At 56.4% G+C, this 25,847-nt stretch carries 23 protein-coding genes; 12 read left to right on the top strand and 11 right to left on the bottom strand.

The window, feature by feature from the left end; genetic code table 11:
• Positions 1 to 3: 3 nt before the first annotated feature.
• Together EYR88_RS10490 and EYR88_RS10485 are read right to left on the bottom strand one after the other, a co-directional pair.
• Positions 4 to 1,563 (bottom strand): ABC transporter permease, encoded by a 1,560-nt coding sequence (locus EYR88_RS10490; RefSeq protein ID WP_131089588.1) that lies wholly within the window; start codon positions 1,561 to 1,563, stop codon positions 4 to 6.
• A gap of 24 nt (positions 1,564 to 1,587) precedes the next feature.
• The gene (locus EYR88_RS10485) at positions 1,588 to 2,244 is read right to left on the bottom strand and encodes an ABC transporter permease (RefSeq protein WP_131089587.1); all 657 of its coding nucleotides are present in this window, start codon (positions 2,242 to 2,244) and stop codon (positions 1,588 to 1,590) included.
• A 168-nt stretch (positions 2,245 to 2,412) separates the two neighbouring features.
• On the opposite strand from EYR88_RS10485, the gene EYR88_RS10480 reads away from it, so the two are divergent.
• Positions 2,413 to 3,066, top strand: a complete 654-nt coding sequence (locus tag EYR88_RS10480) for a TetR/AcrR family transcriptional regulator (RefSeq protein WP_165477322.1) — start codon at positions 2,413 to 2,415, stop codon at positions 3,064 to 3,066.
• Positions 3,067 to 3,131: 65 nt separating this feature from the next.
• On the opposite strand, the gene EYR88_RS10475 is transcribed toward EYR88_RS10480, so the two are convergent.
• Positions 3,132 to 3,326, bottom strand: a complete 195-nt coding sequence (locus EYR88_RS10475; protein ID WP_131089585.1) for a hypothetical protein — start codon at positions 3,324 to 3,326, stop codon at positions 3,132 to 3,134.
• 319 nt (positions 3,327 to 3,645) lie between these two features.
• On the opposite strand from EYR88_RS10475, the gene uraD reads away from it, so the two are divergent.
• The 4 genes from uraD (at position 3,646) to EYR88_RS10455 (ending at position 7,065) form a co-directional block, all read left to right on the top strand.
• Positions 3,646 to 4,140: a 2-oxo-4-hydroxy-4-carboxy-5-ureidoimidazoline decarboxylase gene (gene uraD, locus EYR88_RS10470; RefSeq protein ID WP_131089584.1), complete on the top strand. Its 495-nt coding sequence runs from the start codon at positions 3,646 to 3,648 to the stop codon at positions 4,138 to 4,140.
• Between the two features lie 26 nt (positions 4,141 to 4,166).
• Complete coding sequence (uraH, locus tag EYR88_RS10465; protein WP_131089583.1) at positions 4,167 to 4,523, top strand: hydroxyisourate hydrolase; 357 nt, start codon at positions 4,167 to 4,169, stop codon at positions 4,521 to 4,523.
• A 4-nt stretch (positions 4,524 to 4,527) separates the two neighbouring features.
• On the top strand, positions 4,528 to 5,451 hold the full coding sequence (pucL, locus tag EYR88_RS10460) for a factor-independent urate hydroxylase (protein ID WP_131089582.1): 924 nt from the start codon (positions 4,528 to 4,530) through the stop codon (positions 5,449 to 5,451).
• A gap of 75 nt (positions 5,452 to 5,526) precedes the next feature.
• On the top strand, positions 5,527 to 7,065 hold the full coding sequence (locus EYR88_RS10455) for a nucleobase:cation symporter-2 family protein (protein WP_131089581.1): 1,539 nt from the start codon (positions 5,527 to 5,529) through the stop codon (positions 7,063 to 7,065).
• A gap of 85 nt (positions 7,066 to 7,150) precedes the next feature.
• Here EYR88_RS10455 and EYR88_RS10450 read toward each other — a convergent pair whose 3' ends face one another.
• From EYR88_RS10450 to EYR88_RS10435, 4 genes are read right to left on the bottom strand one after another with little or no spacing between them, the layout of a single operon-like run.
• Positions 7,151 to 8,518 carry a sugar ABC transporter substrate-binding protein gene (locus EYR88_RS10450; protein WP_131089580.1) on the bottom strand — a complete coding sequence of 456 codons (1,368 nt, stop codon included), beginning with the start codon at positions 8,516 to 8,518 and terminating at the stop codon, positions 7,151 to 7,153.
• Between the two features lie 9 nt (positions 8,519 to 8,527).
• Positions 8,528 to 9,466, bottom strand: coding sequence for a carbohydrate ABC transporter permease (locus tag EYR88_RS10445; protein ID WP_131089579.1), 939 nt, complete (start codon positions 9,464 to 9,466; stop codon positions 8,528 to 8,530).
• A gap of 12 nt (positions 9,467 to 9,478) precedes the next feature.
• Entirely contained in the window at positions 9,479 to 10,399 is a 921-nt protein-coding gene (locus EYR88_RS10440; protein WP_131089578.1) for a sugar ABC transporter permease, read from the bottom strand.
• Complete coding sequence (locus tag EYR88_RS10435) at positions 10,396 to 12,663, bottom strand: alpha-galactosidase (protein WP_131089577.1); 2,268 nt, start codon at positions 12,661 to 12,663, stop codon at positions 10,396 to 10,398. The genes EYR88_RS10440 and EYR88_RS10435 overlap by 4 nt, the downstream gene beginning before the upstream one ends.
• Positions 12,664 to 12,834: 171 nt before the next feature.
• On the opposite strand from EYR88_RS10435, the gene EYR88_RS10430 reads away from it, so the two are divergent.
• The 4 genes from EYR88_RS10430 to galE are packed head-to-tail and all read left to right on the top strand — an operon-like array spanning position 12,835 to position 16,899.
• Positions 12,835 to 13,617, top strand: coding sequence for a DeoR/GlpR family DNA-binding transcription regulator (locus EYR88_RS10430; RefSeq protein ID WP_131089576.1), 783 nt, complete (start codon positions 12,835 to 12,837; stop codon positions 13,615 to 13,617).
• Complete coding sequence (gene galT / locus EYR88_RS10425; protein ID WP_131089575.1) at positions 13,617 to 14,747, top strand: galactose-1-phosphate uridylyltransferase; 1,131 nt, start codon at positions 13,617 to 13,619, stop codon at positions 14,745 to 14,747. Before EYR88_RS10430 ends, galT begins: the two co-directional genes overlap by 1 nt.
• Positions 14,744 to 15,940, top strand: coding sequence for a galactokinase (galK, locus tag EYR88_RS10420; RefSeq protein ID WP_242632521.1), 1,197 nt, complete (start codon positions 14,744 to 14,746; stop codon positions 15,938 to 15,940). The genes galT and galK overlap by 4 nt, the downstream gene beginning before the upstream one ends.
• Positions 15,937 to 16,899 carry a UDP-glucose 4-epimerase GalE gene (galE, locus tag EYR88_RS10415; protein WP_131089574.1) on the top strand — a complete coding sequence of 321 codons (963 nt, stop codon included), beginning with the start codon at positions 15,937 to 15,939 and terminating at the stop codon, positions 16,897 to 16,899. Before galK ends, galE begins: the two co-directional genes overlap by 4 nt.
• An 83-nt stretch (positions 16,900 to 16,982) precedes the next feature.
• Here galE and EYR88_RS10410 read toward each other — a convergent pair whose 3' ends face one another.
• From EYR88_RS10410 to EYR88_RS10395, 4 genes are all read right to left on the bottom strand, one after another.
• Positions 16,983 to 19,025, bottom strand: coding sequence for a beta-galactosidase (locus EYR88_RS10410; RefSeq protein ID WP_131089573.1), 2,043 nt, complete (start codon positions 19,023 to 19,025; stop codon positions 16,983 to 16,985).
• Between the two features lie 97 nt (positions 19,026 to 19,122).
• Entirely contained in the window at positions 19,123 to 20,427 is a 1,305-nt protein-coding gene (locus EYR88_RS10405) for a sugar ABC transporter substrate-binding protein (protein ID WP_131089572.1), read from the bottom strand.
• A 50-nt stretch (positions 20,428 to 20,477) separates the two neighbouring features.
• Positions 20,478 to 21,383: a carbohydrate ABC transporter permease gene (locus EYR88_RS10400; RefSeq protein ID WP_131089571.1), complete on the bottom strand. Its 906-nt coding sequence runs from the start codon at positions 21,381 to 21,383 to the stop codon at positions 20,478 to 20,480.
• Positions 21,384 to 21,385: 2 nt separating this feature from the next.
• On the bottom strand, positions 21,386 to 22,345 hold the full coding sequence (locus tag EYR88_RS10395) for a sugar ABC transporter permease (RefSeq protein ID WP_131089570.1): 960 nt from the start codon (positions 22,343 to 22,345) through the stop codon (positions 21,386 to 21,388).
• Positions 22,346 to 22,466: 121 nt separating this feature from the next.
• Between EYR88_RS10395 and EYR88_RS10390 the strand changes: the two genes are divergently transcribed.
• The 3 genes from EYR88_RS10390 to EYR88_RS10380 all read left to right on the top strand — a co-directional run bounded on the left by EYR88_RS10390 (position 22,467) and on the right by EYR88_RS10380 (position 25,800).
• On the top strand, positions 22,467 to 23,507 hold the full coding sequence (locus EYR88_RS10390) for a LacI family DNA-binding transcriptional regulator (protein WP_242632520.1): 1,041 nt from the start codon (positions 22,467 to 22,469) through the stop codon (positions 23,505 to 23,507).
• Positions 23,508 to 23,559: 52 nt separating this feature from the next.
• Entirely contained in the window at positions 23,560 to 24,522 is a 963-nt protein-coding gene (locus tag EYR88_RS10385) for an ROK family protein (RefSeq protein ID WP_242632519.1), read from the top strand.
• 75 nt (positions 24,523 to 24,597) lie between these two features.
• Entirely contained in the window at positions 24,598 to 25,800 is a 1,203-nt protein-coding gene (locus EYR88_RS10380) for an MFS transporter (RefSeq protein ID WP_242632560.1), read from the top strand.
• The last annotated feature ends 47 nt before the right edge of the window (positions 25,801 to 25,847 follow it).

The following is a 25,847-nucleotide window of genomic DNA, read 5'->3' as shown; positions in this document are numbered from 1 at the left end:
CGGCTACACCGTAACCGTCTCTTTCTGATCATCGATCAGGTGCTGGGCTTCGGCATCAATTTGATCTGCGCTCTGCGCAGCCTGCGTTGCCTTAGCTTCCAATGCGCGTCCTTGAAGGGCGGCTAGTTCCTCTTCAGGGATGGGGTGGCTGGTTGTTTGCACGACCTTAAGCTGGTCGATCACCAAGGTCAGGGCCAAGCACACCAGGGCCCAGATGGCTAGGGTGATCAAATGTGCACCGAGGCCTTCTGAATCGAAGTACAGAATTGATCGAATGGATTCAACGGCCGCTGGCATCGGAAGGATGTCATGCAGGATGTTGAACATGCGCGGTTCCATATAGATCGACAGTGCGCCGTTGGACGCTGGCACACCGAGGAACATCACGATCAGCATTGTTGGCAGCAGGCAGAGCATTCCGATCAGACGGTTGAATACCGTAGTTAGCATCGCCACGGCAAAGATGGCGAGCATGCCGACACTAAACAGCTTCCAGAAGTGTCCATCAACCGAGTTGGTGAACGGTCCGGCAATCAAATACAACACGACAGACATGAAGGCCGAGTACACGGCCAGCAGCGGGATGAGTTTTGGTAACGGACGGGTATGCGGTGCAGCTGTGGAACCAACCATGATGACCATGAAGCCTGCCATCACCCATCCCATGCCCAGATACATGGCCACCGTGCCCATATTGTCGCCCGCTGGCAGTGCCGCGAGCTCCTGATGATCTACGGTCATATTTTGGGACTGACCGATCTGGGTGAAGACCTGAACTACTACCTGCGAGGCGGCATTGCCTGAGGCTTGCGCGGTATAGATAGTTGCCTGCGGATCATCCTGACTTGGCAGAATAAATGCGCCGGTGAGGTCCTGAGACTCGACCATGGATTTGGCCTCAGCTGCATCATCCACGATGGTGAAGTCGAACTTTCCCTCCATTGATTCATTCAAGGAATCGGCCATCTGCTGTGCCTGTTGTGTTGTGGAACCAACCAGGGCCACTGGCATGTGGCGTGGAGTTGGTTCCTGCATGGCGCCGAGCATTGCCGAAAGCATGATGGCGATCATGGTGAAAGGTACTGCGCCCAGAGCGATGTAGCGCCATGCCCGGTTTTGCGGGCGAGGTCCCCCGTGGAGGGAGGCGACATTAATCTGGGTAGGGGTAGCGCTCTTACCCTTGCGAGTCCTCAGGAAGTCGATCAGCGTGGTCAGCAAGATAGCTGCCACCGCGCCAGCGATGAGAATCAAAAGATGTTTCGCGGCCCCGTTGCCATCAAAGTAGAGTACCGATCGCATGGCCTCACCCAGGGCAGGCATCGGTAGGAACTGGTGCAAGAACGGGAAGATCTTAGGCAGCATATAAACCGACATGCCCATATTGGAGGCCGGCTGACCGAGCACCATGAACAGGAACATGCCTGGGATGACGGCCATAGGACCAAAGATGCGGGTCAAAAGAACCTGCGAGGAACCGACGGCAAAGACGCCCAAGGCCAGCGTGCCCCAGACCGGGATAATGCTCGCTGCTGGAATGACGCCCAAAATTGGTCCGCCAATCAAGATGCCCAAACCTGAGAGCAGAAGTTACCAGCCGGCCAACAGTGGCAGTGCACGGCGGCGCTTGAGCAGTTCAGGAGAGTTGGAGAAAGCCAAAGACCATGGCATGTAACCGGCAGTGATCATTGCTGTGGACAGAAGCATCGCGCCCATGCCCATGGAGTCATTGGCAGGAAGTGGCACAAGGTCTTGGCTGTTGACCGTGAAACCCTGTTGCGCCAAAGCCGGGGTGAGCACTGCGGTGATTGCCGAGGAGCTGGAAACACCTGCGCCACTGGCGGTGTACAGGGTTGCAGATTGATCATCAAGCACCACCGCTGCCGTGACCTCGCGGTCAGTGACCTGTGTTCGAGCTTCTAATGCGGAGTCGAGAATCTTGATGTCCACCGCATCGCCGTCACTCTCTTCAAGTGACTCAGCAAATTTTTCTGCGGCTGTTGAGCTTGATGCGGTGATTGCAACAGGCATGTTCTTGGCTTCTTGATGGTGCATAGCACCTAGGTAGCCCCAAATCATCATGCCCACGATCATCAATGGCATGATGAAAACGGCAACTGTCCGCCCGATCTTTTCAGCCTTGGCCCGCTTGGCGGCGATCTCTTGTTCAGAGGTTTCGTGTGGTTCCAGTTTTGCTTCGCGCCGAGAAGGCGGCGTGCTGTGTGGATCGGTGGGTGCAGTGCTCAATTGCTCTGGCTCCTGAGGTTTAGACAGTCCGAGTTGCTTTGGTGGAACAACTGGCTTTAGATGAAGTACATCAACGACTTTACGCCACGTGGCGTAAAAATGACATTGGAAGCGCCATAGATCACCATTAAGATCACTGGACGTACCAGCTTTGAAGGGAAATATTCCGTGAGTCGACATAGCGACAAGGCGCGAGAAGTACTGCTAGATGCGGCAGAAGAGCTTTTTGCGTTGCACGGAATCGATGCGGTTTCTAACCGCAAGATCACCGAACATGCTGGCACGGCGAACCACTCGGCCATCAAATATCACTTTGGGAGTCGAGACGATCTCTTAGCTGCGATGGTTGGCCGTGCGATGGATGACGTTCGGGCCATCCGCGCTGAACTGCCGTTGAGCTCGGATGCATCAATGATGAATCTGCGTGAAATAGTCACGCTGTACACGCTGCCACTGGTCTTTTCTTTTGATGCACTGCCTAAACCTTCATGGCGAGCAAAATTCCTATTTCAGGCGTTGTTTCGTCCAGACCTGCGCGAGATGCTGGCCGGTTTGGTTGATGAGGACCTGCGGGGAAGTGAAGTGAAGAGGCGGCTGCCCGAAGAGTTAGAGGGTCTTCCTGAGGTTGTTATCAGCGCCCGCGCCAAGATCCTAGGTCCAATGCTGTTGGGACTCTGCGCCGAATATGAGGGCTCGGTTAATGAGGGTGAAGCGATAGGCACCTGGGAATCGGTGGGCTACTTCTTGGTCGATTCCGTGGTGGGCATGATGGCTGCACCGAGCACCTCGCCGGCAGACTTCATGGACTTCACGCGACGTTAATTTCCCGACGAAGGCTCGGTGGGACAGGGGTTCCGTGCGCTGCGCTTTGGCGCTCGCCGTGACCCTTAGTGCTCGGCGTTAGAACCAAAGATCTTGGTCCATGCAGAGGGTGCAGTGTGCGAGATCTTTGGGTGTCGCGCCATGTCTGGGTCCAGACCTTCGATCGGCTGAAACAATCCGGTTCGCAACGCATCCGTGCTGCCAGATGAATCATTTTCCTGCGTCTGAAATTTAATTTTTGTCGGGTCGACGGTGGTCATGAGACTCTCCCTCGTTCTCAAATTTTCGTATTGTGAAAATTATCTTTTATCTAGTGAAACCAGTATGTGAGCCACTCTGGGTCCTTGGCAAGGGCTACGAGGTAGTAGTTTTGGCCGCCCTGTGAAAAGTATTTAACAAATACGATCATGTAAATTTCTGGCGCATTCCCTTGACGCGCACTGCGTGAGTTGGCTTACAGTTGAGCCACAAGGTTCCACGAAACCAGCATCGAGTCGAAGCCGAAAGTAGTTTTTCGGTGGTAAGGGTGTTCAGCCAAGGTCCGTGGAATGTCGACCGATGAAATGAGCTGATCACCCAATGCACCTCGACGCGTTCAACGAACTATCCGCAGACCAAGCCGAAACTCTCTTACGGCCCTGCGTTGATGTGGACCGTTGGATCCATGAGCTGATTGCTGCCCGTCCTTTTGCAAACCGGGACGAACTTTCTTCCTATGCCCTAGACGGCATCGCTCCTTTTGACCCCCAAGAACTTGATGCTGCCTTGGCGCAGCACCCGCGCATCGGCGAACGGGCGCAGGGTCAAAGCAAGGAAGCCGAGATGTCTCGTGGCGAGCAGGCCTCACTGAGCCTAGATGGTGATGCCACCTCGCGTCTGAAAGCGGCCAACCAAAATTATGAACAGCGTTTTGACCGCGTTTTCCTCATCCGTGCAGCAGGTCGAAGCACCGAAGAGATTCTGGCCGAGTGCGAACGCCGGCTGAGCAACGATGAAAAAACAGAAGCTGCCGAAGTCGCCCGGCAATTGCGCGAAATAGCTGTCCTTCGGCTCAAAGACCTCATTACTAACTAATTCCCTCCAACGATTAGGAGATGACCATGGCAGATGACAGTGCAGAACGCAGCCACATCACCACCCACATACTCAACACCGGGACCGGGAGGCCTGCCTCCGGTGTTAAGGCCACGCTGGAAGCCAAAACGGCATCCGGCTGGCAAGAAATCGGAACGGGATTGACCGATGCGGATGGCCGTATCAAAAATCTCGGACCGACAAAGGGTGAAGCCGGTCGCTACCGGATTTCTTTTGAAACCGGCGACTACTTCGGGAAGCAGGGAACGGAAAGCTTCTTCCCCGCGGTAAGCATCGATTTTTTCGTAAACAACGTCGATGAGCACTACCACGTACCCCTTCTTATCAGCCCGTTTGCCTATTCCACATACCGAGGGAGTTAGAGAAATGACTACCGAAACCACCGCCCCAACCCAGACCAAGATCGTGCTCGGATCCAACCAGTACGGCAAGGCCGAAGTTCGCTTGGTCAAAATCACCCGCGACACCGAACGCCACCAGATCCAAGATTTGAACGTCACCAGCCAGCTACACGGTGACTTCAGCGCCGCACACCAAGACGGAGACAATTCACGAGTTGTCGCCACCGACACGCAGAAAAACACTGTCTACGGCCTAGCCCGCAATGGCGTGGGCGCCGTAGAGGAATTCCTGGTGAAGTTGGGCGAACACTTCACCGGTGAATTTGAATGGATCACCGGCGGTCGCTGGGCAGCGCAGCAGTTCTCTTGGGACCGCATCAACGATCACGACCATGCCTTCTCGCAGAACAAGTCCGAGGTCCGCACCGCAGTGCTGGAAATCGATGCTCAAGGCAAAAAATCCATCGTCTCCGGTCTTGAAGATCTCACGGTGCTCAAATCCACTGGCAGCGAATTCCACGGTTTTCCACAGGACAAGTACACAACCCTGAAGGAAACCACCGACCGCATCCTGGCTACCGATGTGACCGCTCGCTGGCGTTACACCGATCAGGCTATCGCTGAAGGAATCGACTTTGATTCTCTGTATGCCTCGGTGCGTAACCTGTTGCTGACCCAATTTGCGCAGACTCACTCCTACGCATTGCAGCAAACGATGTTCCAGATGGGACAGGCCGTTCTTGAAGCGCACCCAGAAATTGCCGAAATCAAGATGTCCTTGCCCAACAAGCACCACTTCCTCGTGGACTTGGACGTCTTCGGACAGGACAACCCCAACGAGGTCTTCTTCGCGGCGGATCGTCCCTACGGTCTGATCGAAGCGACCATTACCCGTGAAGACACCGAGGCTAATCACCCAATCTGGGCCAATATCCCGGCTTTTATCTAAACGAACAGCGTTGAGGGTGTGCCGGTGCGGACACACTGGCACACCCTTGGCAGCAACTGACGTAGGAGGTCAGCCTTGAGCGCTACACCTGATGAATCTATCAAAGCCATAAGACCCGAGGACACAGAACTTTCGGTTGGGAAAAGTCTGGCCTACGGCTTACAGCATGTCTTGACCATGTACGGAGGAATTATTGCTCCGCCACTGATCATCGGCAACGCAGCTGGAGTCTCACCAGAAGATATCGGCCTGCTCGTCGCTTGTTGTCTGTTTGTTGGTGGCATCGCCACCTTGCTGCAAACCATCGGCATTCCATTCTTCGGAGCTCAGTTACCTTTGGTGCAAGGCACCTCGTTCGCCTCGGTGGCTACCTTGGTGGCCATAGTGAACGGTGGCGGGGGACTGCCAGCGGCCTTCGGCGCAGTTCTTGTCGCAGCACTAATTGGGTTATTTGTTGCCCCGTTTTTCGCGAGGATTATCCGGTTCTTCCCGCCGGTTGTCACCGGCGTAGTCATCACGATGATCGGAATCTCGCTCACCCCGGTTGCCGCTAACTGGGCCATGGGCGGAGACGCAAAGGCCGAAAACTACGGATCGCTTAGCAATATTGGCTTGGCCGCCCTCACGCTCCTGATAGTACTGCTGCTCTCCAAGGTGGGCAACGCTGCGATCTCACGCATGTCGATTCTGCTGGCCATCGTGATCGGAACCGTGGTTGCCGCCTTGCTTGGCATGACCGATTTTTCCAAGGTAGGCCAAGGCGCCTTCTTCGCTTTCCCTCGTCCCTTCGCTTTCGGAATGCCGGTATTTGAAATTGGCGGCATCATCTCCATGACCATCGTGGTGCTGGTGATCCTCACGGAGACTACGGCTGACGTTCTTGCTGTAGGTGAAATTGCTGGGACAAAGGTTGATTCAAAGCGAATCGCTAATGGACTGCGTGCCGATATGGCCTCCTCCGCGATTGCCCCGATATTTAATACCTTCACCCAGTCGGCGTTTGCGCAAAACGTTGGCCTAGTGGCTATCACGGGAATTACCAGCCGCTTTGTTGTGGCTACAGGCGGCGGCATCTTGATGGTGCTTGGCCTGCTTCCTGTCCTAGGACGCGTTGTTGCAGCCATTCCAACCCCAGTCTTGGGTGGTGCGGGAATCGTACTCTTTGGCACCGTGGCGGCATCCGGAATTCGTACGCTCTCTAAGGTCAAGTACGACGGCATGAACTTGGTCATCGTGGCCACGTCGATTGCCTTTGGTTGCATCCCGATCGTCAAGAGTGATTTCTACTCAGGTTTCCCCACCTGGTTTGAGACGATCTTCCACTCCGGCATTTCCTCCGCAGCCATCATGGCCGTGCTGCTCAATCTGCTGTTCAACGAATTCACTTTTGGCAATACCAAGAACGCTTCGGTCTTCTCGGCGGCCCCTCCTCGCATGGTCAAACAAGACGAAGTTTGCGGACTGATTGACGGAGACCATTTTGAAGACGGAAAGCTGATTGATAAGGAAGGGTACGAAATTCCTGTGGTCACGCCGGATGATTATCAAAAGATTCAAACCGGAGAAATCCAGATGCCACTTCCCAAGCTGAACCAGACTGGTTCAGGGCACTAAAAACGGGAAATCAGTGCACCGCTGAAAATAGATGTAGCCGACAGCCTCAGGCTGTCGGCTACATCTATGTGCAAGGTAAACGTGGCTAGTTGGTGAACACGTTATTTATGGCGTCATTGGTTTTGTCCAAGGTGGACGCCGGCCTGCGGTTGGCCCAGAGATCTTCCAATGCTGGAATGATCAACGAGGTGACGTCGGCTCCGTGGTCAGTGACCGGAAGGTAGAACGTATTGCCTTCCTTCACTGGACCGGTGAAAGCTTCCGGATTCAGACCCTTTTCCGCGTAGATCTTTGAAGTGATATCCGTGGCGTCACGACGTGCTGGGAAGACCACGCCCGCCTTGGCGACCACGCTTTGGCACTTCTCGCTGGCCAGGTAGGCAACCCAACGTGCGGACGCTTCAGGGTTGTCACTGCTCTTGACTACCGAGTCGGCCAGTCCGTTAATGGCGGACTTGCTGGTTCCATCCGGACCCTTTGGCAAACGCGTTGCACCAATCTTGCTTTCGCTGGCTGCGTAGGACGCGTTCATCCAGGCTCCATCTGTCACCATGGCGACTGAACCGGAAGTGACCTGACCGATGACACCATCGGCGGAGTTGAACTGACCGTAATGTGGCATGAAGCCCTTGTCGGTGAGTCCAAAGTACCAGTCCAAAGTTTCATGAACTTTCGGATCATCGTAGTTGTAGTGGGTTCCCCACAGTGGCTGGTTGGTTGCCTGCCAACCGTTGGAAGCAGCGAAGCCTGCCCACTGGCTTTGACCCGCGTTATCGCCGCCGGAGTTGGACAGTCCTAGGCCATAAATCTTGACCTTGTTCTTGTCGAACCCAGGTTCATCGCCACGGGTTCCGTTGGCATCAACCGTCAGGTGAGCGACTACCTTTTCGAAACTACCGCCATCGGTTGGGGCCCACTGCGAGTTGGAAACCTCTTCGGGTTTGACCCCTGCGTCCTCGAAGATTTTCTGGTTGTAGTACACCGCGATGGTGTCCCAGTCCTTAGGCATTCCGTACTGTTTGCCATCTTCACCGGTCCACAAATCTTTGAGCCCGTCTTGGAACGCATCTTGATCTACACCCTGGATGTCTTTGAAATCATCCAGTGGTGCCAGAACATCTAGCGAAACGAACTGTGGGTATTGCGAAACGTGGTTGGTGAAAACATCTGGCCCGGTGCCGGCGATGAAGCTTGCGGTGAGCTTGCTCCAGTAGTCGTCCCAACCGTACTGGGTGATGTTCACCTTCAGCTCTGGATTGTCTTTTTCAAAGCCGCTGGCGCATTTCTGATATGCCGGAAGCTGGCTGGTGTCCCACATCCAGTAATCGATGGTGTTGGAGGACTGAGCGTTTTCACCGTTGCCTGCACAGCCAGTTAAAGCCAGTGCAGTGGTGGCGAGTACGGCGGTGATTCTCCGGGCGCGCTGTGAGGAGCGAAGTTCAGTGGATTTCATTGGGTTCTCCTATTTGATTCCGCTGAAGCCGATGGAGTTTACGATGCGCTTGGCGAAGACACCGAAGAGCAGAATCATGGGCAACGCTGCAATGAGTGTTGCTGCCATGAGCCCAGCCCAGTCAGTTCCCGATTGAGGGGACTGGGAACGGAAGACACCCAAAGCCACGGTGAGCACTCGCGAGGAGTCAGTGTAGGAAACCATCAACGGCCAGAAGTAGTCGTTCCACGAGGTGATGTAGGTCAGGATTCCCAAGGTGGCCAACGGTGAGCTGGACATTGGAAGCACAATGCGGAAGAAGATTCCTACTTTGGATACCCCATCAATCAATGCCGCTTCTTCGATTTCCTTAGGCACGTTCAAGAAGAACTGGCGGAAGAAAAATACCGCAAAGGGCGTCATGAACATCGTAGGCAAGGCAATGCCCACCAGGTTATCGATCAAACCGAGCTGCTTGATCAAGACGAAGTTTGGCAACAGGGTGAAAATCGAAGGGACCATCAGTCCACCGATGAAGATTGCAAATACCTTGTCTCGTCCCGGCCAGGTCAAACGCGAAAACGCGAAGGCTGCCATGGCTGAGAAAGTTAGCTGGCAAACGGTGATCAGGGTAGAAACAAACACCGAGTTGAGCAGGTAACGCCAGAAGTCTAGTTGCGTACCCGAACCGCCTTCAGCGATGGCCTGTTCGGTGCTCTGCAGCCCCAAAACACGTTCAAATGCGCCAAAAGTGAATTCTGGTGGTAGCCACGAAGCCGGGTTGGCTTGCAGGCCCTGGTTGGTGGACAGCGCCGTGCGGAGCATCCAGTAGAACGGGAACAAGGTAACGATAATGACCAGAATCATTACCACCCAGGCCACGATGCGTCCTGGGGATACACGTCGGCCAACCTTGATAGGTTCCGGTGCCGTGGTCTTTGTTGCGCGATGAGCTGCTGTAGTTGTCATGGTGGACCGCCGTTAGTTCATGTCGCTAGACCCGGCACGGGTCAAACGGAATTGGATGAAGGTGATGATGCCCAGTACGACGAGCAGCGCTACTGACATTGCTGAGGCGTAACCGAACTGGAAGCGCCCAAAAGCTACGTCGTAGATGTAGAGCTGCAGAACGTTGGTGGCGTTGGCTGGTCCACCGCCGGTGGTCACCGCGACCGTGTCAAAGACCTGGAAGGAACCGATGACCGTCATGATCAACACGAGGGCAAGAATCGGACGCAGTAGCGGCATGGTGATGGAGAAGAAGGAACGGAATTCGCCCGCGCCATCTAGTTTGGCTGCTTCAAAAACATCGTTGGGCAGCATCTGCAAGCCAGCAAAAATCAGTAGTGCCGTGTAACCGACGTGACGCCACACGTTGATCAACGCGATGGTAGGAATAGCCCACGTTTCACTCGAAAGGAAACCAATCTTCTCCACACCAATCCACTCAAGGATTTGGTTGGCCACACCAAACTGAACATCCAAGATCCACAGGAACACGATGGCCGTAACCACGTTTGAGACCAGGTAAGGCATCAGCACGATTCCACGCAATAGTGTGGACTGGGTCAGCCGGTGCATGAGCAAGGCAATGACCAGCGCTACCGCAGTCTGCAGTCCAATGTTGATCACCACGTACTCAATGGTGACCTTCATGGACTGCCAAAATACCGGATCACCAAACATGCGCTCGTAGTTAGCGAACCCGACAAACTCAGCCGGAGTGAGCAGGTTGTACGAGGTGAAGCTCAACCAGATACCGCGCAGGGTTGGCCAGACGAGGAAAACCAAAAAACCAATGGCCGCCGGAGTTAAGAAGATGATTGCCAGACGAAGGTCTTGGCGTGAGCGACGGCTTCGTTTAGCCTGGCTCAGCGAGCGGTAGGGGGCTGCGGAACTCATTTGGTTTCCTTAGTGCTGGTTGCGCGCAGGTGCAAGATGCGCAGAGATTCGGGGTTGAGCCAAGGGCTGAAGACTCCTGCTTTTTGCAGTCCAGCGCCACTGAGGATGACTGCTTCCGCAACGGGCCACCATGCGGGCAGACGCATATTCAGTTCACGGTGAGTCGACTGTGGATGGCGAGACTGGTACTCGGCGCTCGCCGGGAACCCAGGGGTGACATCGCGGATCTGGTAATCCAGCGAGTTATCGAGTCCAGCAAATCTGAACTTTCCGATAGGGTCAGTGTCCGCTAGTGCCAGGCTGACCACGGCGAAAAGTGCCTCGGTGCCGTCTTGGCTTACCACTCCGTGGATGTCCAACGATGAATCGAACTGGTCCACGCGCACCATACGACCGGTGTGTAGCAGCTCGCGGTGTTCCTTGTGGGATTCGATCCAGGCACGAAGTTCCTTCATGTCCTCTGGATCGGCTTCGGTCAGGTCCCACTCGATGCCCATATGTCCCCAGAACGCAGTACCTGCACGGTAGTGCAAGGAGTGATTGCGGTGGGTGGTGTGCGAAGCGCCGGAGGCAACGTGTGAACCCATAAGTTCAGCTGGGATCAGCTGCTGGGTCCAACGGTGTATCTGCTGACGCTCAAATGGGTCAATATCATCCGAAGCCCAAACACGGTCGGTGTGTTCCAGTACGCCCAGATCAACACGGGCTCCACCGGAGGAGCAAGATTCGATTTCCAATTCTGGGAATCGTTCCTTGAGCTCAGCCATCAGGCGGTAGGCTGCCTGAGTCTGCGCATGCACCGATGCTTTACCGGTCAGCTGATTGCCGGCTTCAAGCAGATCACGGTTGTGATCCCACTTGATGTAGGCGATGTTGTGGGCTTCGAGTACCGCAAGCATCTGCTCGCGGACGTGTTCGTAGGCTCCATCAATGGCCAGGTTCAGCACCTGCTGATGGCGGCTTTCAATGGGCAGTCGCTGACTTGGAGCCATGATCCACTCCGGATGCGCGTGGGCAACTTCGGAATCAACGTTGACCATTTCAGGTTCAAACCACAGACCAAATTCCATGCCCAGGGAAGTAACGTGATCAATCAGGGGATTCAGGCCCTGTGGCCAAACCTCTGGTGATACGGTCCAGTCGCCCAGACCTGAAGTGTCATCGCGGCGCGAGCCGAACCAGCCATCATCAAGCACATAGCGTTCAACACCAAGGTCGGCGGCGCGATCAGCCAGCAATTTGAGTTTGGCCAGATCGTGGTTGAAGTACACCGCTTCCCAGACGTTCAGGGTTACCGGACGTGGGCGTTGTGGGTGAGTGGGGCGGGCGCGCAACCAGCTGTGCAGACGGTGAGCCTGATCATCCAGACCGTTGCCGTAGACGCCGTAGATCCACGGGGTGTCGACGGTATCGCCCTGTCCCAGCTCAATTTCTCCGGGCATCAGCAGTTCGCTGGCGCCCAAGGCGCGGTTGCCATCGTAGAGTTTCTCGGCCCAGACGCGCTGGTTGCCCGAGTATCCGAGGTGAAGGCCCCAGAGTTCGCCGGTGGCAAAGTTGAAGCCGGGTTCGCCAACGTTGAGCACGTAGCTGGCGTCTGCGCCGGTGCGGCCCTTACGGTTTTCGCGCAGGTGAGTACCTACGGTCAGTTCGCGGCGCTGTGGGACGCGTTCTTTGCCCCAGTGTCCTGCAAAGTCGAGGATCTGGCTGGCGTTGCTTGGCAGTGGCAGTAGTAGGCCAAACTCGTGAACCTGGTAAGCGGTGGCTGCGGTATTACGCAGTGTTCCGCGAGCTCGGAACACACCTTGTGCGGTGAGTTCGAGGTCTAGACCAAGCTCCAGATCGCTTTCGGTGTCGGCAGCGAGGATCTGAAGTGTGGCGGCCGTTGCCGAAGTTAGTTCACCGTTGATGGTGATCTCTTGCGCGTCGGTGTTGCGCAGAACTGCGGAGGTCACCGTGAACTTAGGCGACCAGTCTTTGCCTGCACGGGTTCCGCTTAGTCCTGGGCGTCCTGACCAGCCTGCGTGTTGGGATCCCAAGATGTCGGTGCGTACCGGCAGGTCCTGATTGTTGGAAGTGACGTGGTTGGTGTTGGCGGTGGCCAAGGTGATCGCCTGCTGGGAAGTGAGCTTCCCTAGGGTGGCGCCCCAGTGGACGATGGAAGGTAGCTGTTGCCCGCCAAGGTCGATGAGCACTGACACGTCGCCGCTGTTCAAGTGAACAAGGCACTGTGCGTCAATGTTTAGCTGTTCTTCATGATGAATCATGTGCGTTCCTCTTTGAATGCCGATACGGGCAACGTTGTCAGGTCGTGTGCTTTAGATCATAGTAGAATGAACATAAGCAAACAACAAGACTGTTGAAATAAACATGTTTGTGTTTAGATTATGAAGAAGAATCAACACCGTCGCCGTGCGGCGAGGAAGAATGGAGCCCCCGTGAGTGAGAGCCTGCCTGGCCGTCGTCGCCAACAAATTCTTGAGCGCGTGCGCGCCGCGGGCGCAGCAAAAGTTGCGGACCTCGCTGCTGAATTTGGCGTATCCGACATGACAGTTCGCCGTGACTTGAACCAGTTGGTTAAGGACGGAGAGCTTCATAAGGTTCACGGCGGCGCCGAATTACAACAGGACTCATCAGCGGATGAACCAGGGTTCCAAAGCAAATCGCAGCTGCAACTACCGGAGAAAGCTGCCATCGCTTCGGCAGCAGCCAAACTGGTTGAATCAGGAATGTCAGTCTCACTGACTTCCGGAACCACGACCTTCGCCCTAGCTCGCGCGCTGCGCCAAATTCCGCGCATCACCGTGGTGACTAATTCGCCAAGGATTGCAGACCTTCTTCAAGACGCTCCAGTAGAAGGTCAGACCGTACTGCTCACCGGCGGCATGAGAACCGTTTCGGATGCATTGGTCGGCCCCCTTGCCACCGCAGCAATTTCTTCCTTGCATGTGGACCGCTGCTTTATGGGCGTCCATGGTTTCAGCGTTGAAGATGGTCTGAGCACTCCAAACATGATGGAAGTTGAAGTCAACCGACTCTTCCTTGAACGCAGTAACAGCAATGTGTTGTTGGCTGATCACAGCAAATGGGGGACTAAAGGTCTGTACCGTATTGCTGAACTTGCTGCCATCGACACCCTCATCACCGATGACGCTTTATCCCCTGCGGATGTGGACGCCATTACCGAGCACATTCATGATCTGAGACTGGAGAAAGCCTGATGGTAGTCAAAAACATCGAGTCCGAGACGCTCGCTGAACATTGGATAAGTCATCGCTTAGCTGACGGACGCGAGTCAGTGTTTTTTGCAGATCCCGGCAGCACACTCCCGCAACAGATCAACGACGAACGTGAACTAGATCCGCGCGGCGAGCCCGGAGAGCTACGTTTTGACCGTTTGACCGGAGACTGGGTGGCCGTGGCGGCGCACCGCCAGTCACGCACCTACCTTCCTCCCAAGGACCAGTGCCCACTGTGCCCGAGCGTCGGGGCGCGACACAGTGAGATTCCCGCCGAGGAATTTGACGTAGTGGTCTTCGAAAACCGCTTCCCATCGCTCGGCCCTGCTCTTGGCCGGGTGCCAGCACCTGCAGCTGACGGGACGCTACCTGAACAGCCACTGAGCGCTGTGGGGCGTTGCGAAGTGGTTGTATTCACCTCTGACCATGCCGGTTCTTTTGGCTCGCTGACCGATGATCGGGCACGCACCGTGGTGGACGCCTGGGCTCATCGAACTCGTGAGCTTTCAGCGATGGAGGGCATTGAACAAGTTTTCATCTTTGAAAATCGCGGCCAGGATATTGGCGTGACCCTGCACCATCCTCATGGCCAGATTTACGCTTATCCTTACGTGACCCCGACGGCAAAAAAGATCGCTGAACAAGCGCGCGAATACTACGCACAGACGCAAAAGACGTTGCTGGGACAGATCCTTGAATCTGAAATCGAGGATGGATCGCGAATTGTTGCTCGTGGGGAACACTTCACTGTGTTTGTTCCGTATGCAGCGCGCTGGCCGTTGGAAGCTCACCTGGTTCCGCACCGCCATGTTCCAGACTTTGCGGCGTTGAATAAGGAAGAAAAAGACGAATTAGCGATCATGTACCGCGATCTCTTGCGTCGTTTTGATGGTCTCTATGACACGCCTACCCCGTACATTGCCGCCTGGCATCAGGCACCGATTAACGAAGCGGACAGGGCTGCCACCCGATTGCACCTACAGCTGACCAGCCCACGACGTGCTGCGGACAAGCTGAAGTTCTTGGCCGGCTCTGAGGCCGCCATGGGTGCATTTATCAATGACATTACGCCGGAACAGACGGCAGCAAGATTGCGAGAGGTGTCGCTTTGAGCAACAGCGAAATCCACGAACCAGCAGGACGAATCGAAAACCTGCGTCAGAAGTTCTTGAAACTTTACGGACGTCACCCGGAAGGTATCTGGCGTGCGCCGGGGCGGGTAAATCTGATCGGTGAGCACACCGACTACAACCTGGGCTATGTGCTTCCTTTTGCCATTGATAAAAATGCGTTGGTGGCGATTCGTCGCAAGGCACAGTTTGAGCATTCGGCGAACGAACTGAACCTAGCGTCAACCTACGGTGCAGATGAAGATCCCAAGGTCACCAGCGTGCCACTTGATGGGCTGACACCTCAGTCCGTTTCTGGCTGGGCCGCCTATCCAACCGCTGTGGTGTGGGCACTAAACCAGTTGGACGACGTTGAGATCTCTGGCTTTGAACTGCTGGTGGATTCCGATGTGCCAGTGGGTTCAGGGCTATCGTCCTCACACGCTTTGGAAGTCAGCACCATCGTGGCACTGAAAGATCTGTATGATCTGGGGCTTTCACACACTCAGATGGCTCAACTAACGCAGCGGGCCGAAAACGAATTTGTTGGCGCTCCGACCGGCATCATGGACCAAAGTGCTTCGTTGATGTCTCGTGCTGAGAATGCCTTGTTCCTCGATTGCCGATCCATGGAATCTCGCGCGGTACCGTTGCCACTGGCACAGAACGACGCGGTGGTATTGGTCATCGATACCCGTGTGGAGCATTCACATGTAGATGGTGGTTATGCCGCACGTCGACGTAGTTGTGAACAAGCAGCTGAGATCTTGCGGGTCCCTTCACTGCGTGATGTGGGAACTGTTGATGAGCTACAGGTCATTGAAGATGAGCTGGTTCGTCGACGAGCAAAGCATATTGTCACCGAAAATCAGCGAGTGTTGGACACCGTGCAGGCGCTGGAAGCCGGGGATCTGCAGGCCGTTGGCAAGCTTTTGTACCAATCACACGTTTCGATGCGTGATGACTACGAGATTTCCTGCGAAGAGCTAGATACTGCCGTTGAAGCATCACTAGCAGCCGGGGCAATTGGTGCGCGGATGACCGGTGGCGGTTTTGGTGGAAGTTCCATTGCACTGATCCATCGGGAGCAGATCGAAACGGTTAGCCAAGCGGTCCTGGAAGCATTTGCCCAGGCCGGCTTTAAAGCCCCGAATATTTTCACTGTCGTTGCAGATCAAGGAGCGGGCCGCGCATGAGTTGGTTAGTTACCGGCGGAGCTGGATACATCGGATCGCATGTAGTGCGTTCATTGGAGCAGGCTTCAATGAACCCGGTCATTGTTGATTCCATGTCCAGCGGTGTCCGCGGATTTGTTGCCAACGAGCTACCTTTTTATTCGGTCAATGTGCTGGATACCGAAAAGCTCACCGAAATCATGAAGCGCCATGACATCACCGGCGTGATCCACTTGGCCGGTTACAAGTACGCGGGCGAATCGGTAAAAAATCCGTTGCTGACTTTTGAACAAAACGTCACCGGCACCGCCAACCTACTTCGGGCTATGGAAAACGCGCGGGTGCAGAATATCGTTTTCTCTTCATCTGCGGCTGTGTATGGCACCCCATCGGTTGAGCTGGTCACCGAGAACACCGGAACCTTCCCGGAATCTCCTTATGGTCAAAGCAAGCTCATTGGTGAATGGCTGATTCGTGATCAGGCCGTGGCGACGGGGCTGAAGCACACCTCGCTGCGTTACTTCAACGTGGTGGGTTCGGGCAGCGAAGAGCTGTACGACGCCAGCCCGCACAACTTGTTCCCGCTGGTATTCAAAGCTCTCAACGAATCCAAGACACCGAAGATCTTCGGTACCGACTACGACACCGCGGACGGCACCTGCGTGCGCGACTACGTGCACGTGGCCGATTTGGCGTTGGCGCACGTTGAGGCAGCGAAAAAGTTGGAAGCAGGCACCAAACTGGAACCGGTGTACAACCTGGGCTCTGGCGACGGTGTTTCCGTGCGAGAAATCATGGACGCGGTAGCCAAGGTGACCGGTATCCAATTCACCGCAATAGAAGAAGCACGCCGCCCGGGCGATCCGGCGCGAATTGTTGCTGACGGACAGTTGGCCGCTCGTGACTTGGACTGGCAGATGCGCCATAGCCTCGAAGAGATGGTTCAGAGCGCCCACCGGGCCTCACAATCCCGAGCGTAAATCGTCACCTAACAGTTAATTACAAAGATCATGCGAGCTGCCCCCGAAAGGGGGCACCTCGCATGATCTTTGTGGTTCCGCAGTTAGTTATTGCGGGACAGTTCAAATACCGCAACTTCCCGGCCGCCCAGGGTTCCCTTGGCACCCGGAGCATCCGCCGAACCAATGATCTGGCCTTCAACACCGTCCAGGCTCAGTTCGGTGTTGGTTCGGTTGATCAGGAAGGCAAAGTCCGACTTCTCGCCGCGGCGCAGGGCAAATTCAACCTGACCACGCAGGTGTTCTGGAAGTTCGGAGACGATACCTGCAGCGTCCAACAACTTGCCTAGCACCGCCGTGCGGGCAGCAGAATCTAGTCGGGTTGCAACGTAGCTGGCACTGCCAGATGCCAAGACGCGTCTGGTCACCGCTGGCCGGCCGCCGAGTTCCTCATCCTGCTCAAAACTGGCCAGCACGCTGACGTTTTCTGCGGTGATATCAACAATCTCGGTCCACAACTCGCCTTGGCCAGGAGCCGAACCCAGTGACACAGTTTCGCCTGGGTGCAGGGGACGGAACTCCTCAACACGGATGCCAAGTACATCGCGCAAGGCGCCTGGGTAGCCGCCGAGCCAGGCATGGTCGTTTTCATCAACGATGCCAGAGAAGTAGGTGGTGACAAGGTGTCCGCCAGCCTGAACATAGCCTTCCAAGCGTTGGGCCAGAGGCTTTGGCACCGAGTACAGCACCGGTGCGATGACCATGTCGTAACCGGAGAAGTCGTGGCTTACCGGCATCACATCGGCACGAACGCCCATGTCGATTAGCGCGCACCACCAGGCGAAGGCTTCCTCACGGTAGCGCAGCCGATCGGTGGGGTGTGAGTCTAATTCGCTGCCCCACCACGACTGCCAATCAAAGAGGATCGCCACCTGAGATGGCGCCCGGTTGCTACCCAACACGGGGCCGAGCTGGCCAAGTCGCTCACCGAGGCCCACCACATCACGGAAAAGTCGAGAGTCAGCGCCGGCATGCGGAACCATGGCCGAGTGGAACTTCTCCGCACCGGCAGCTGACTGGCGCCACTGGAAGTAGCAGACCGCGTCGGCACCATGAGCCACGTGAGTTAAGGAATCGCGGGTCAGTTCTCCCGGGGCCTTAGGTCGGTTGATCGGTTGCCAATTCACCGCACTGGTTGAATGCTCCATCAGGAACCACGGTTCGCCGTGCGCCACCCCGGAGGTCAGTGCGGCAGAGAAGCCGAGTTCATCGCGCGAACGCTCAGCGGGTTGACGGTAGTGGTCGTTGGAAACGAAGTCCACTTCTTGCGCCCAGTCGGCGTAGTCCGCAAATCCGGTCTCACCCATGATCATGAAGTTGGTGGTCACCGGAATCTTCGGGGTGATGCGTCGGAGCACTTCTCGTTCCGACGAGAGGTAGTGCTTCAATGCGTCGGAGCTGAAGCGGGAGAAGTCCAGCTGCTGGGTGGGATTGGGGAACGCGGCGGCTTGCCGTGGTGGCAGGATCTGCTCAAAGCTGCCGTATTGCTGGGCCCAGAAGGCGGTGCCCCAGGCGTGGTTCAGCGCTTCAATGCTCCCGTAACGTTTACGGAGCCAGTCGCGGAAGGCTACGGCAGCATCATCGGAATAGTCGTAGGCATTGTGGCAACCTAGCTCGTTATTTACGTGCCAGGCGACAATCGCCGGATGGTCTTTATAGCGCTCGGCTAACTTTTCTACCAGTGCGAGGGAGTACTTGCGGAAGATCGGGCTGGTGGGGCGCCAGTGCTGACGTCCACCTTGCCAGAGGGTGTTTCCTTCACTGGTCACCGGCAGGATTTCTGGGTGCAACATGCTCAACCATGCTGGCGGGGAGGCGGTGGCGGTGGCCAGATCCACGCCGATGCCATTGGCGTGCAGCAGGTCTATGACTTCGTCGAGCCATTCGAAGTCCCAGCTGTTTTCGGTTGGCTGTAGCTTCGCCCAAGAGAAAATGGCGACACTGACTACATCCACCCCTGCCTGAGTCATAAGTGCGACGTCTTCATCCCAGACCTCGCGCGGCCACTGTTCGGGGTTGTAGTCGGCACCGAATGAAAGGCGTGGTTGCTTTGAAGCGGGGGTGCGCAACCAGCGGTGGTGTTGCATGGAGTGTTCTCCTGGATCAATGTGTGTGATGGGGGTGGAGCGCCGTGGCCGGGACAGAAACTGTTCTGCCCCGGCGGTGGCGCGGGGTAGTGCGTGGTTACTTGGCGGTGAAGCCCTGGTCGGTGGCGTAGGTCTGCAGCGACTTCTGCCACTGGCCCAGTCCGTCACTCAAGGTGGTGTTTGAGATGTAGGCCTTGCCCGCGGTGTCATTAAAGATGCTGTTGGCGTACGCCTGGAATGGCAGGTAGGACCAGCCCGGAACCACGTTGGCCGAAGAATCGGAGAGGACCTTGTTGATCTGCTGTCCGCCGAAGTAGTCGAACTTACGGTTCAAGAATTCCTCGTCGTTCAAATCCTTGGTGGTTGCCGGGAAGGCGCCCTGGCTGATGCGCAGATCCGCACCTTCACCAACGGTGGCGAATTCTAGGAAGTCATAGGCCAAAGCGGCATTCTTGCTGTCCTTCAGGACACTCAAACCGCTGCCCCCGTTTTCTGCGGTGGCCATATTTCCGTCTTCCCACTGTGGCATGGGAGCAACTTTCCAGTCTCCGGAACCTTCAGCTACGCCAGATTCCATATTGGCTGGCATCCATGCGCCGGTCACCAAGGAAGCAATGGTTCCGTCACCCAGACCCTTGTACCACTCGTCGCTCCAGGAGGTGATGGGAGCGACCATCTTGTCATCGAGCAATGGCTGCCAGAGCTTGGTGACCTTTTGGGCACCTTCATCGTTCAGGTTGATGCCGACCTCGGTGCCTTGCGTGGTGAATGGCTTGCCGCCAGCCTGCCAGATCAATGAGGTGATGAAGCCAGCGTCGCCGGTGTCGTTGACCATGTAGGACTTGGGGTCTGCCTCATGCAGCTTACGAGCTGCCGCCGCGTACTGCTCCCAGGTTTTTGGTACGTCGATGTTGTGCTTCTTGAACAGGGCCGCGTTGTAGAACAGGGCCATCGGACCGGAATCCATCGGCAGTCCGTAGACCTTGGAGTCGGTACTCATCCCTTCCCATGGTCCGGTGGCGAACTGGTCAGCCAGCTTGTCCGCACCAAATTCGTTGAGTTCCGCCAGAGATTCGCTGAGCTCAAACTGGCCCATGGCGAAGTACTCGAGCTGGGCGATATCTGGGCCACCGGAACCAGCGCTGATGGCGTTTTGCACGGCGGTGTACTGGTCATTGCCGGTGCCGACGTTCACGAGATCAATTTTTACCTCGGGGTGTTCTTCCTCGTACGCTTCGACGACCTTTTTGAGTGTGGGTTCCCACGCCCAAATGGTCAGTTCCCCGCCCTCGGCGGCGGCCTTACTGGGGTCCTGGCCGACACCGCAGGCGGTGAGTCCGAGTGCGGCGGACAGTGCCAGGGCGGTGCCGGCGAGCAGGCGGCGGGTTGTCTTCGTTGACATGGTGGTGTTCCCCGTTCGTTGGGTTGAAAAACTCGGTATTTATTTGTTGGTTATTCCTTGACGCCGCCGGCCGAGAGGCCGGACTGCCAGTAGCGCTGGAGGAAGAGGAAGGCGATGATCAGCGGGACGATCGTTAGCAGTGAGCCCATGAGGACTAGATCAAAAATTGCTTGGCCGCCAGCGGTAGCAGCCTGCGAGTTCCACTGGTTCAGTCCCAGAGTTAGGGGGAACCAATCGGAATCGCGCAGCATAATCAGCGGCAGGAAGTAGTTGTTCCAGGTGGCCACCATGGTGAAGAGCAAAACGGTGACGGTACCCGGGGCCAGTAGTGGCAGGCAGACCTGCCAGAAGGTACGGAATTCGCTCGCACCGTCGATGCGTGCAGCTTCCATCAGATCTGCGGGAATGGATTCCTTGGCAAAGGACCACATGAGGTACAGGCCGAAAGGTGAGATCAGCGAGGGAATGATGATTGCCCACGGGGTATCGGTCAGGCTCAAACGGCTGAACATCCAGAAGGTCGGAACGGCCAATGCGGTACCCGGCACGGCAACCGCGCCAATAACGATGGCAAATACGGCTTTCTTCCCGGGGAAGTTGAACTTGGCCAGTGCGTAACCGCCGAGCACTGCCAGCAGGGTGGCACCGCCGGCTCCAATCACAACGTAGAGCAGGGTGTTGCCCAGCCAGCGAAGGAAAATGCCATCGTCGTAGGTCAGTGCGCGAGTGAGGTTTTCAAAGAAGTTGAAGTCGTGACCAAACCAGAGACCAAAGGTGGAGAAGAGATCGGCTTGAGATTTGGTGCTATTGATCAGCAGCCAGATCAGCGGAATGAGCGAATACACCAACACAATGCCGGTCACGATGGTCAGCAGTAGGTTGCGCTTGGGCTGACTGGGGGTTTCCAGTTTCCCGCGGCCGCGCGTCGTTGCGGGGCGCAGAGTTGTTAAAGACATGCTTAGGCGTCCTTCCGCATGCCACGCAGCTGCACAACGTAGGCGATCACCATGGTGATTAGACCCATGATGATGGCCACGGTGGCTGAGTAGTTCTGCTGTTGTCCGGAGAAGGACAGTGAGTAGGCGTAGAGGTTCGGGGTGTAGGTGGAGGTGATGGCGTTCGGGGCCAAGGCTTGCAAGATGCTCGGCTCGTTGAACAGCTGGAAGCTGCCAATGATCGAGAAGATCGTGGCCACTACCAGTGCGCCGCGGATGGCTGGAATCTTGATGGCGGTGATCACTCGCCACTGGCCAGCTCCGTCGATGGCTGCCGCCTCATACAGCGAGGAGGGGATGACACGCAACGCTGCGTAGAAGATGAGCATGTTGTAGCCGACAAATTCCCAGGTCACGATGTTGCCGATGGAAGCCAAGACGATCTGCGGACCGAGTAAGTCTGGGATGTCCCACCCGAAGAACTCGTTGAGTTGCCCGACCAGACCAAAGCGCCTGCCGTACATGAAGCCCCACATTAAGCTGGCGACCACCGCGGGAACGGCGTAGGGCAGGAAGATGGAAATTCTAAAAAAATCCGACCCATAAAGTCGTCCGGAGTCCACGGCTAAGGCCACGAGCAACGAGATGCCCAGCATGATGGGAACTTGGATGGCCAGGAACAGGGAAACTCGCAGCAGCCCGCCCCAGAAGACTGGATCACTAAAGGCACGAACATAGTTGTCGAATCCTACAAAGGAGGTGCCGCCAACCAATTGGGTGTGGAACAGGCTCAGGTAGATCGAGTAGATGATCGGTGCGATGAACACCAGAATGAAGACGGCCATAAATGGTGCGAGGAATCCCCAGCCGGTCCACCTCGTACGTGTTGCGAAAGTGCGTTGACGACGCCGCCTCGGGGTAACTGGTGCACCCGGTGAGGACGGTGGCGTGTGAGCCGTTGGCGTCGTGATGGTATTGCTCATGTAGATCCTTAGTTCGGCCCATTCGCCCTAAGTAGGCGAGGCGATGTTTACGTAAACATCCTAAAGTGTGATTTGGGTTACGCCAACCCTTAAAAATGTTTTCGACGGTAATCTGTGAGTTATGACTAGTGGAAAAGCCCCCCGTGAGGGACGAAAGCGCCATGTTTCCATGGGGGACGTGGCGCGTCGTGCCGGGGTCTCGGCCCAGACCGTGTCACGGGTTTCCAATGGCTATCAAGGTGTCATTCCGCAAACCCGGGAACTGGTGCTCAAGGCCATGGATGAGTTGGGATACCGGCCCAACAGTGCCGCTCGGGCACTGAAGCTGGGCTCCTTTCATACCATCGGGGTCATTACCTTTTCACTCGAAGCAGTGGGTAATCATCGAACCATCCAGGCGATTTCTGTCGCAGCGGCCAAAGCTGGTTATGCGGTCACCCTGATTCCGGTAGACCTTCCAACCCAAAGCGGCGTGGAGCATGCTTTTGGGCGCCTGGAAGAGCTGGCGGTTGACGCGGTAGCGGTCATTGTCGAGGTTCACCTGCTCGATCGCGCCAAGGTGGTACTGCCTCCCGGGGTGCCCACGGTGGTGGTGGATTCCGACGCGGGTGATGCCTACACCGTGGTGGACACCGACCAAGCTGACGGTGCACGGCAAGCAACACGTCACCTGCTTGAACTTGGGCACACCACCATCCGCCACCTCGCAGGACCGGAATCCTCCTACGCAGCGCAGCGACGTGTGGACGGATGGCGCGAAACCCTGATTGAGGCCGGGCTTGAAGTTAAGGACATAGTGCGCGGAGACTGGAGCGCTGCCTCCGGGTATGAAGCTGGCCGCACCCTCGTGGCTGACACGCAGTGCACCGCGGTGTTCTGCGCCAATGACCAGATGGCCTTGGGGTTGTATCGTGCGGCTGCCGAAGCAGGTCGCCGGATCCCCGAGGATCTCAGCGTTGTCGGGTTTGATGACTCGGCAGATACCCCCGCTTACTCACCTCCGCTAACCACCATCCATCAAGACTTTGCCGAGGTGGGTCGGCGCAGTGTGGCAGCGATTTTGGAACAGCTACGCACCGGTGAGCAAAAGCCGGGTACCTCCATCGTTCCGACCCGATTTATTCATCGCGCCAGCACCGCGCCGGTGCGTGTGAGCAGTTGAGCACAGCACATTTGATCCCCGGATATCGCTATAGGGTCTAAGCTGGAAAATTGTGAGTCCAGCAAATCTTTCCATCGGCGTTGATATCGGTGGCACCAAAATTCTTGCAGCCCTCGTGGATGAAGCAGGAACTGTCTCCGGTCAGATCTATCGTGAGACCCCTAATCATGACGTAGCCGGCATTGAGCGTGCCCTGGCCGAGGTCATTCGGGAGCTCTCTGACGATGACGAAGGGTTGCCAGTAGGTATCGGGGCTGCCGGATGGATGGACCGTAAGGGACAAAACGTACTCTTTAGCCCGCACTTGTCGTGGCGCAATGAGCCAGTGCGGGACCGCTTGATGCAATTAGTGGGTCACGAAATCACCCTCGTTAATGATGCTGATGCCGCTGGCTGGGCCGAGCACCGATTTGGTGCTGGCCGCGGAGAAAGCGACATGGTGTGCCTGACTCTGGGAACCGGCATCGGCGGTGCGGTGATCCTTGGAGGCCAAATCCACCGAGGTAAGTCGGGCATTGCCGGCGAATTTGGCCATCAGGTGATAGTTCCCGGCGGTCATCGTTGCGCTTGCGGTAACCGAGGATGCTGGGAACAGTACGCCTCAGGCAACGCGCTAGGCCGCGAAGGAGCCGAGCTGGTGCGCAGTAAGTCGCCGGTGGCCTTCCGCCTGCGCGAAGCGGTGGGCGATAACCCGGAGGCCGTCACCGGCGTCGCGGTGACTCGCCTGGCTGCGGAAGGTGATCCTGCCTGCAGCGACCTGATTACAGATATGGGGGAATGGCTGGGCTTGGGTATTTCCAACCTGGCTTCCGTATTGGATCCTGGAACCATTGTTATCGGTGGTGGCTTAGGTACTGCCTCTAAGCAGCTGGTTGCCACGGCCGAAGAAACCTACCGCCGTTCGCTTTCCGGTAGGGGATACCGCCCCTTTGCAAAGATCAAACAAGCCGAATTGGGCCCTGCAGCGGGCCTGATCGGAGCCGCTGACCTAGCTCGGTTTAATCAGCAACAATAGTGAAAACATTGACAGGACATTAGGTCTTATCTAGGCTCATGTTGTTAGGCAACATGAGAGCGAGGTATTGGCGTGATGCGGCCTGCTTTGCCAAACCGAGCTCGGGGTTGGTCCTTACCTTTGGTCTTGGTGACCTATGCGGTCGCCATGTGTGGCACCACTATGCCCACCGCGCTGTATCCAACCCTGCAAGATGAATACGGTCTGAGCACCGCTGCCTCAACTCAACTCTTTGCTATTTATGCCGTTGTCGTGCTCGCCGTACTGTGTGTCTTTGGTTCATTATCCGATGCCATAGGCCGCAAACCGGTCATGATTTTTGGGCTGTTGGCCTCGGCTGCGAGCGGGATTCTTTATGCCACGGCCACCGATGCACCCATGCTTTTTATTGCCCGCATCTTCTCCGGTATCTGTGCCGGATTGGTGACCGGTACGGCCACCGCGTATCTGACTGACTTGGTTTCTAGCTCGGCACGAGGCGCAAGTATTTCCAGCGTTGCCAATATGGTGGGGCTTGGCAGCGGCCCGGCGCTGGCTGCCTTTTTGACCTACTTTTTCCCCGCAGTTCCAATGATCGCCTTCAGCGTTCATGCGGTGCTTTCTGGGTTGTGCATCGTCGCTTTGAGCGTGATTCCCGACAGCGTGGTGCACCGATCAAACCGACTGAAGCTCACCCTTCCGCTGGTGCCCCGCTTCGCGTTACGTGATTACTGTGTCGGCGGATTGATGACCCTAGGCTTCGCGGTGATGGGTGGTTGCACCGCAATGACATCCATCCTGGTGGTCCGCGCCTTCGGCATTACGGACCTGCGGTTATTGGGTTTGATTGGTTCGTTGATTTTTGTCGCCACCACGGCGGGTCAGAAAATTGGCGGGAAGCTGGTGGCCCAGAAAGTTCATCTCGGTTTTGCTGGGCTGGCTGTTGGCACGGTGTTCATCGCGCTGGCGCCGAGAGTGGATGGGCATCTAGGCGTTGGCATCTATCTGCTGGGTCTCTTGGTTGCTGGCTTTAGTCACGGGGCATTGTTCCCGGTCGGGTTATCCATTGTTTTGCGGCGTATTGAATTGCGCCACCGAGCCAGCGCCAGTTCGGCCTTCTGGGTGCTCGGTTATGCGCTGACTGCTCTGGGTGCTTTAGGGCTTGGCTGGGTTGGTCAGCTCAGCGGCGAATCAATGGCGGTGACGTACTTTGGTGTGTTTATCGCGCTGTGCTCGATTGCCTGCGCGCTAGTGCACCGCCGTTTAGTTCGTTCAGGACAGACGCCGCTTTCACCCTAACCGTAGGGCGCAGGCCCTAGCGGTGTGTTGCAAAACACAATAGTTCG

The sequence above is a fragment of the Arthrobacter sp. S41 genome, from assembly GCF_004320535.1.
In the GTDB taxonomy this organism is placed as follows: Bacteria; Actinomycetota; Actinomycetes; order Actinomycetales; family Micrococcaceae; genus Glutamicibacter.
Note: the sequence above shows the minus strand (reverse complement) of the source record. Positions and strands in the feature narration are given on the sequence as shown.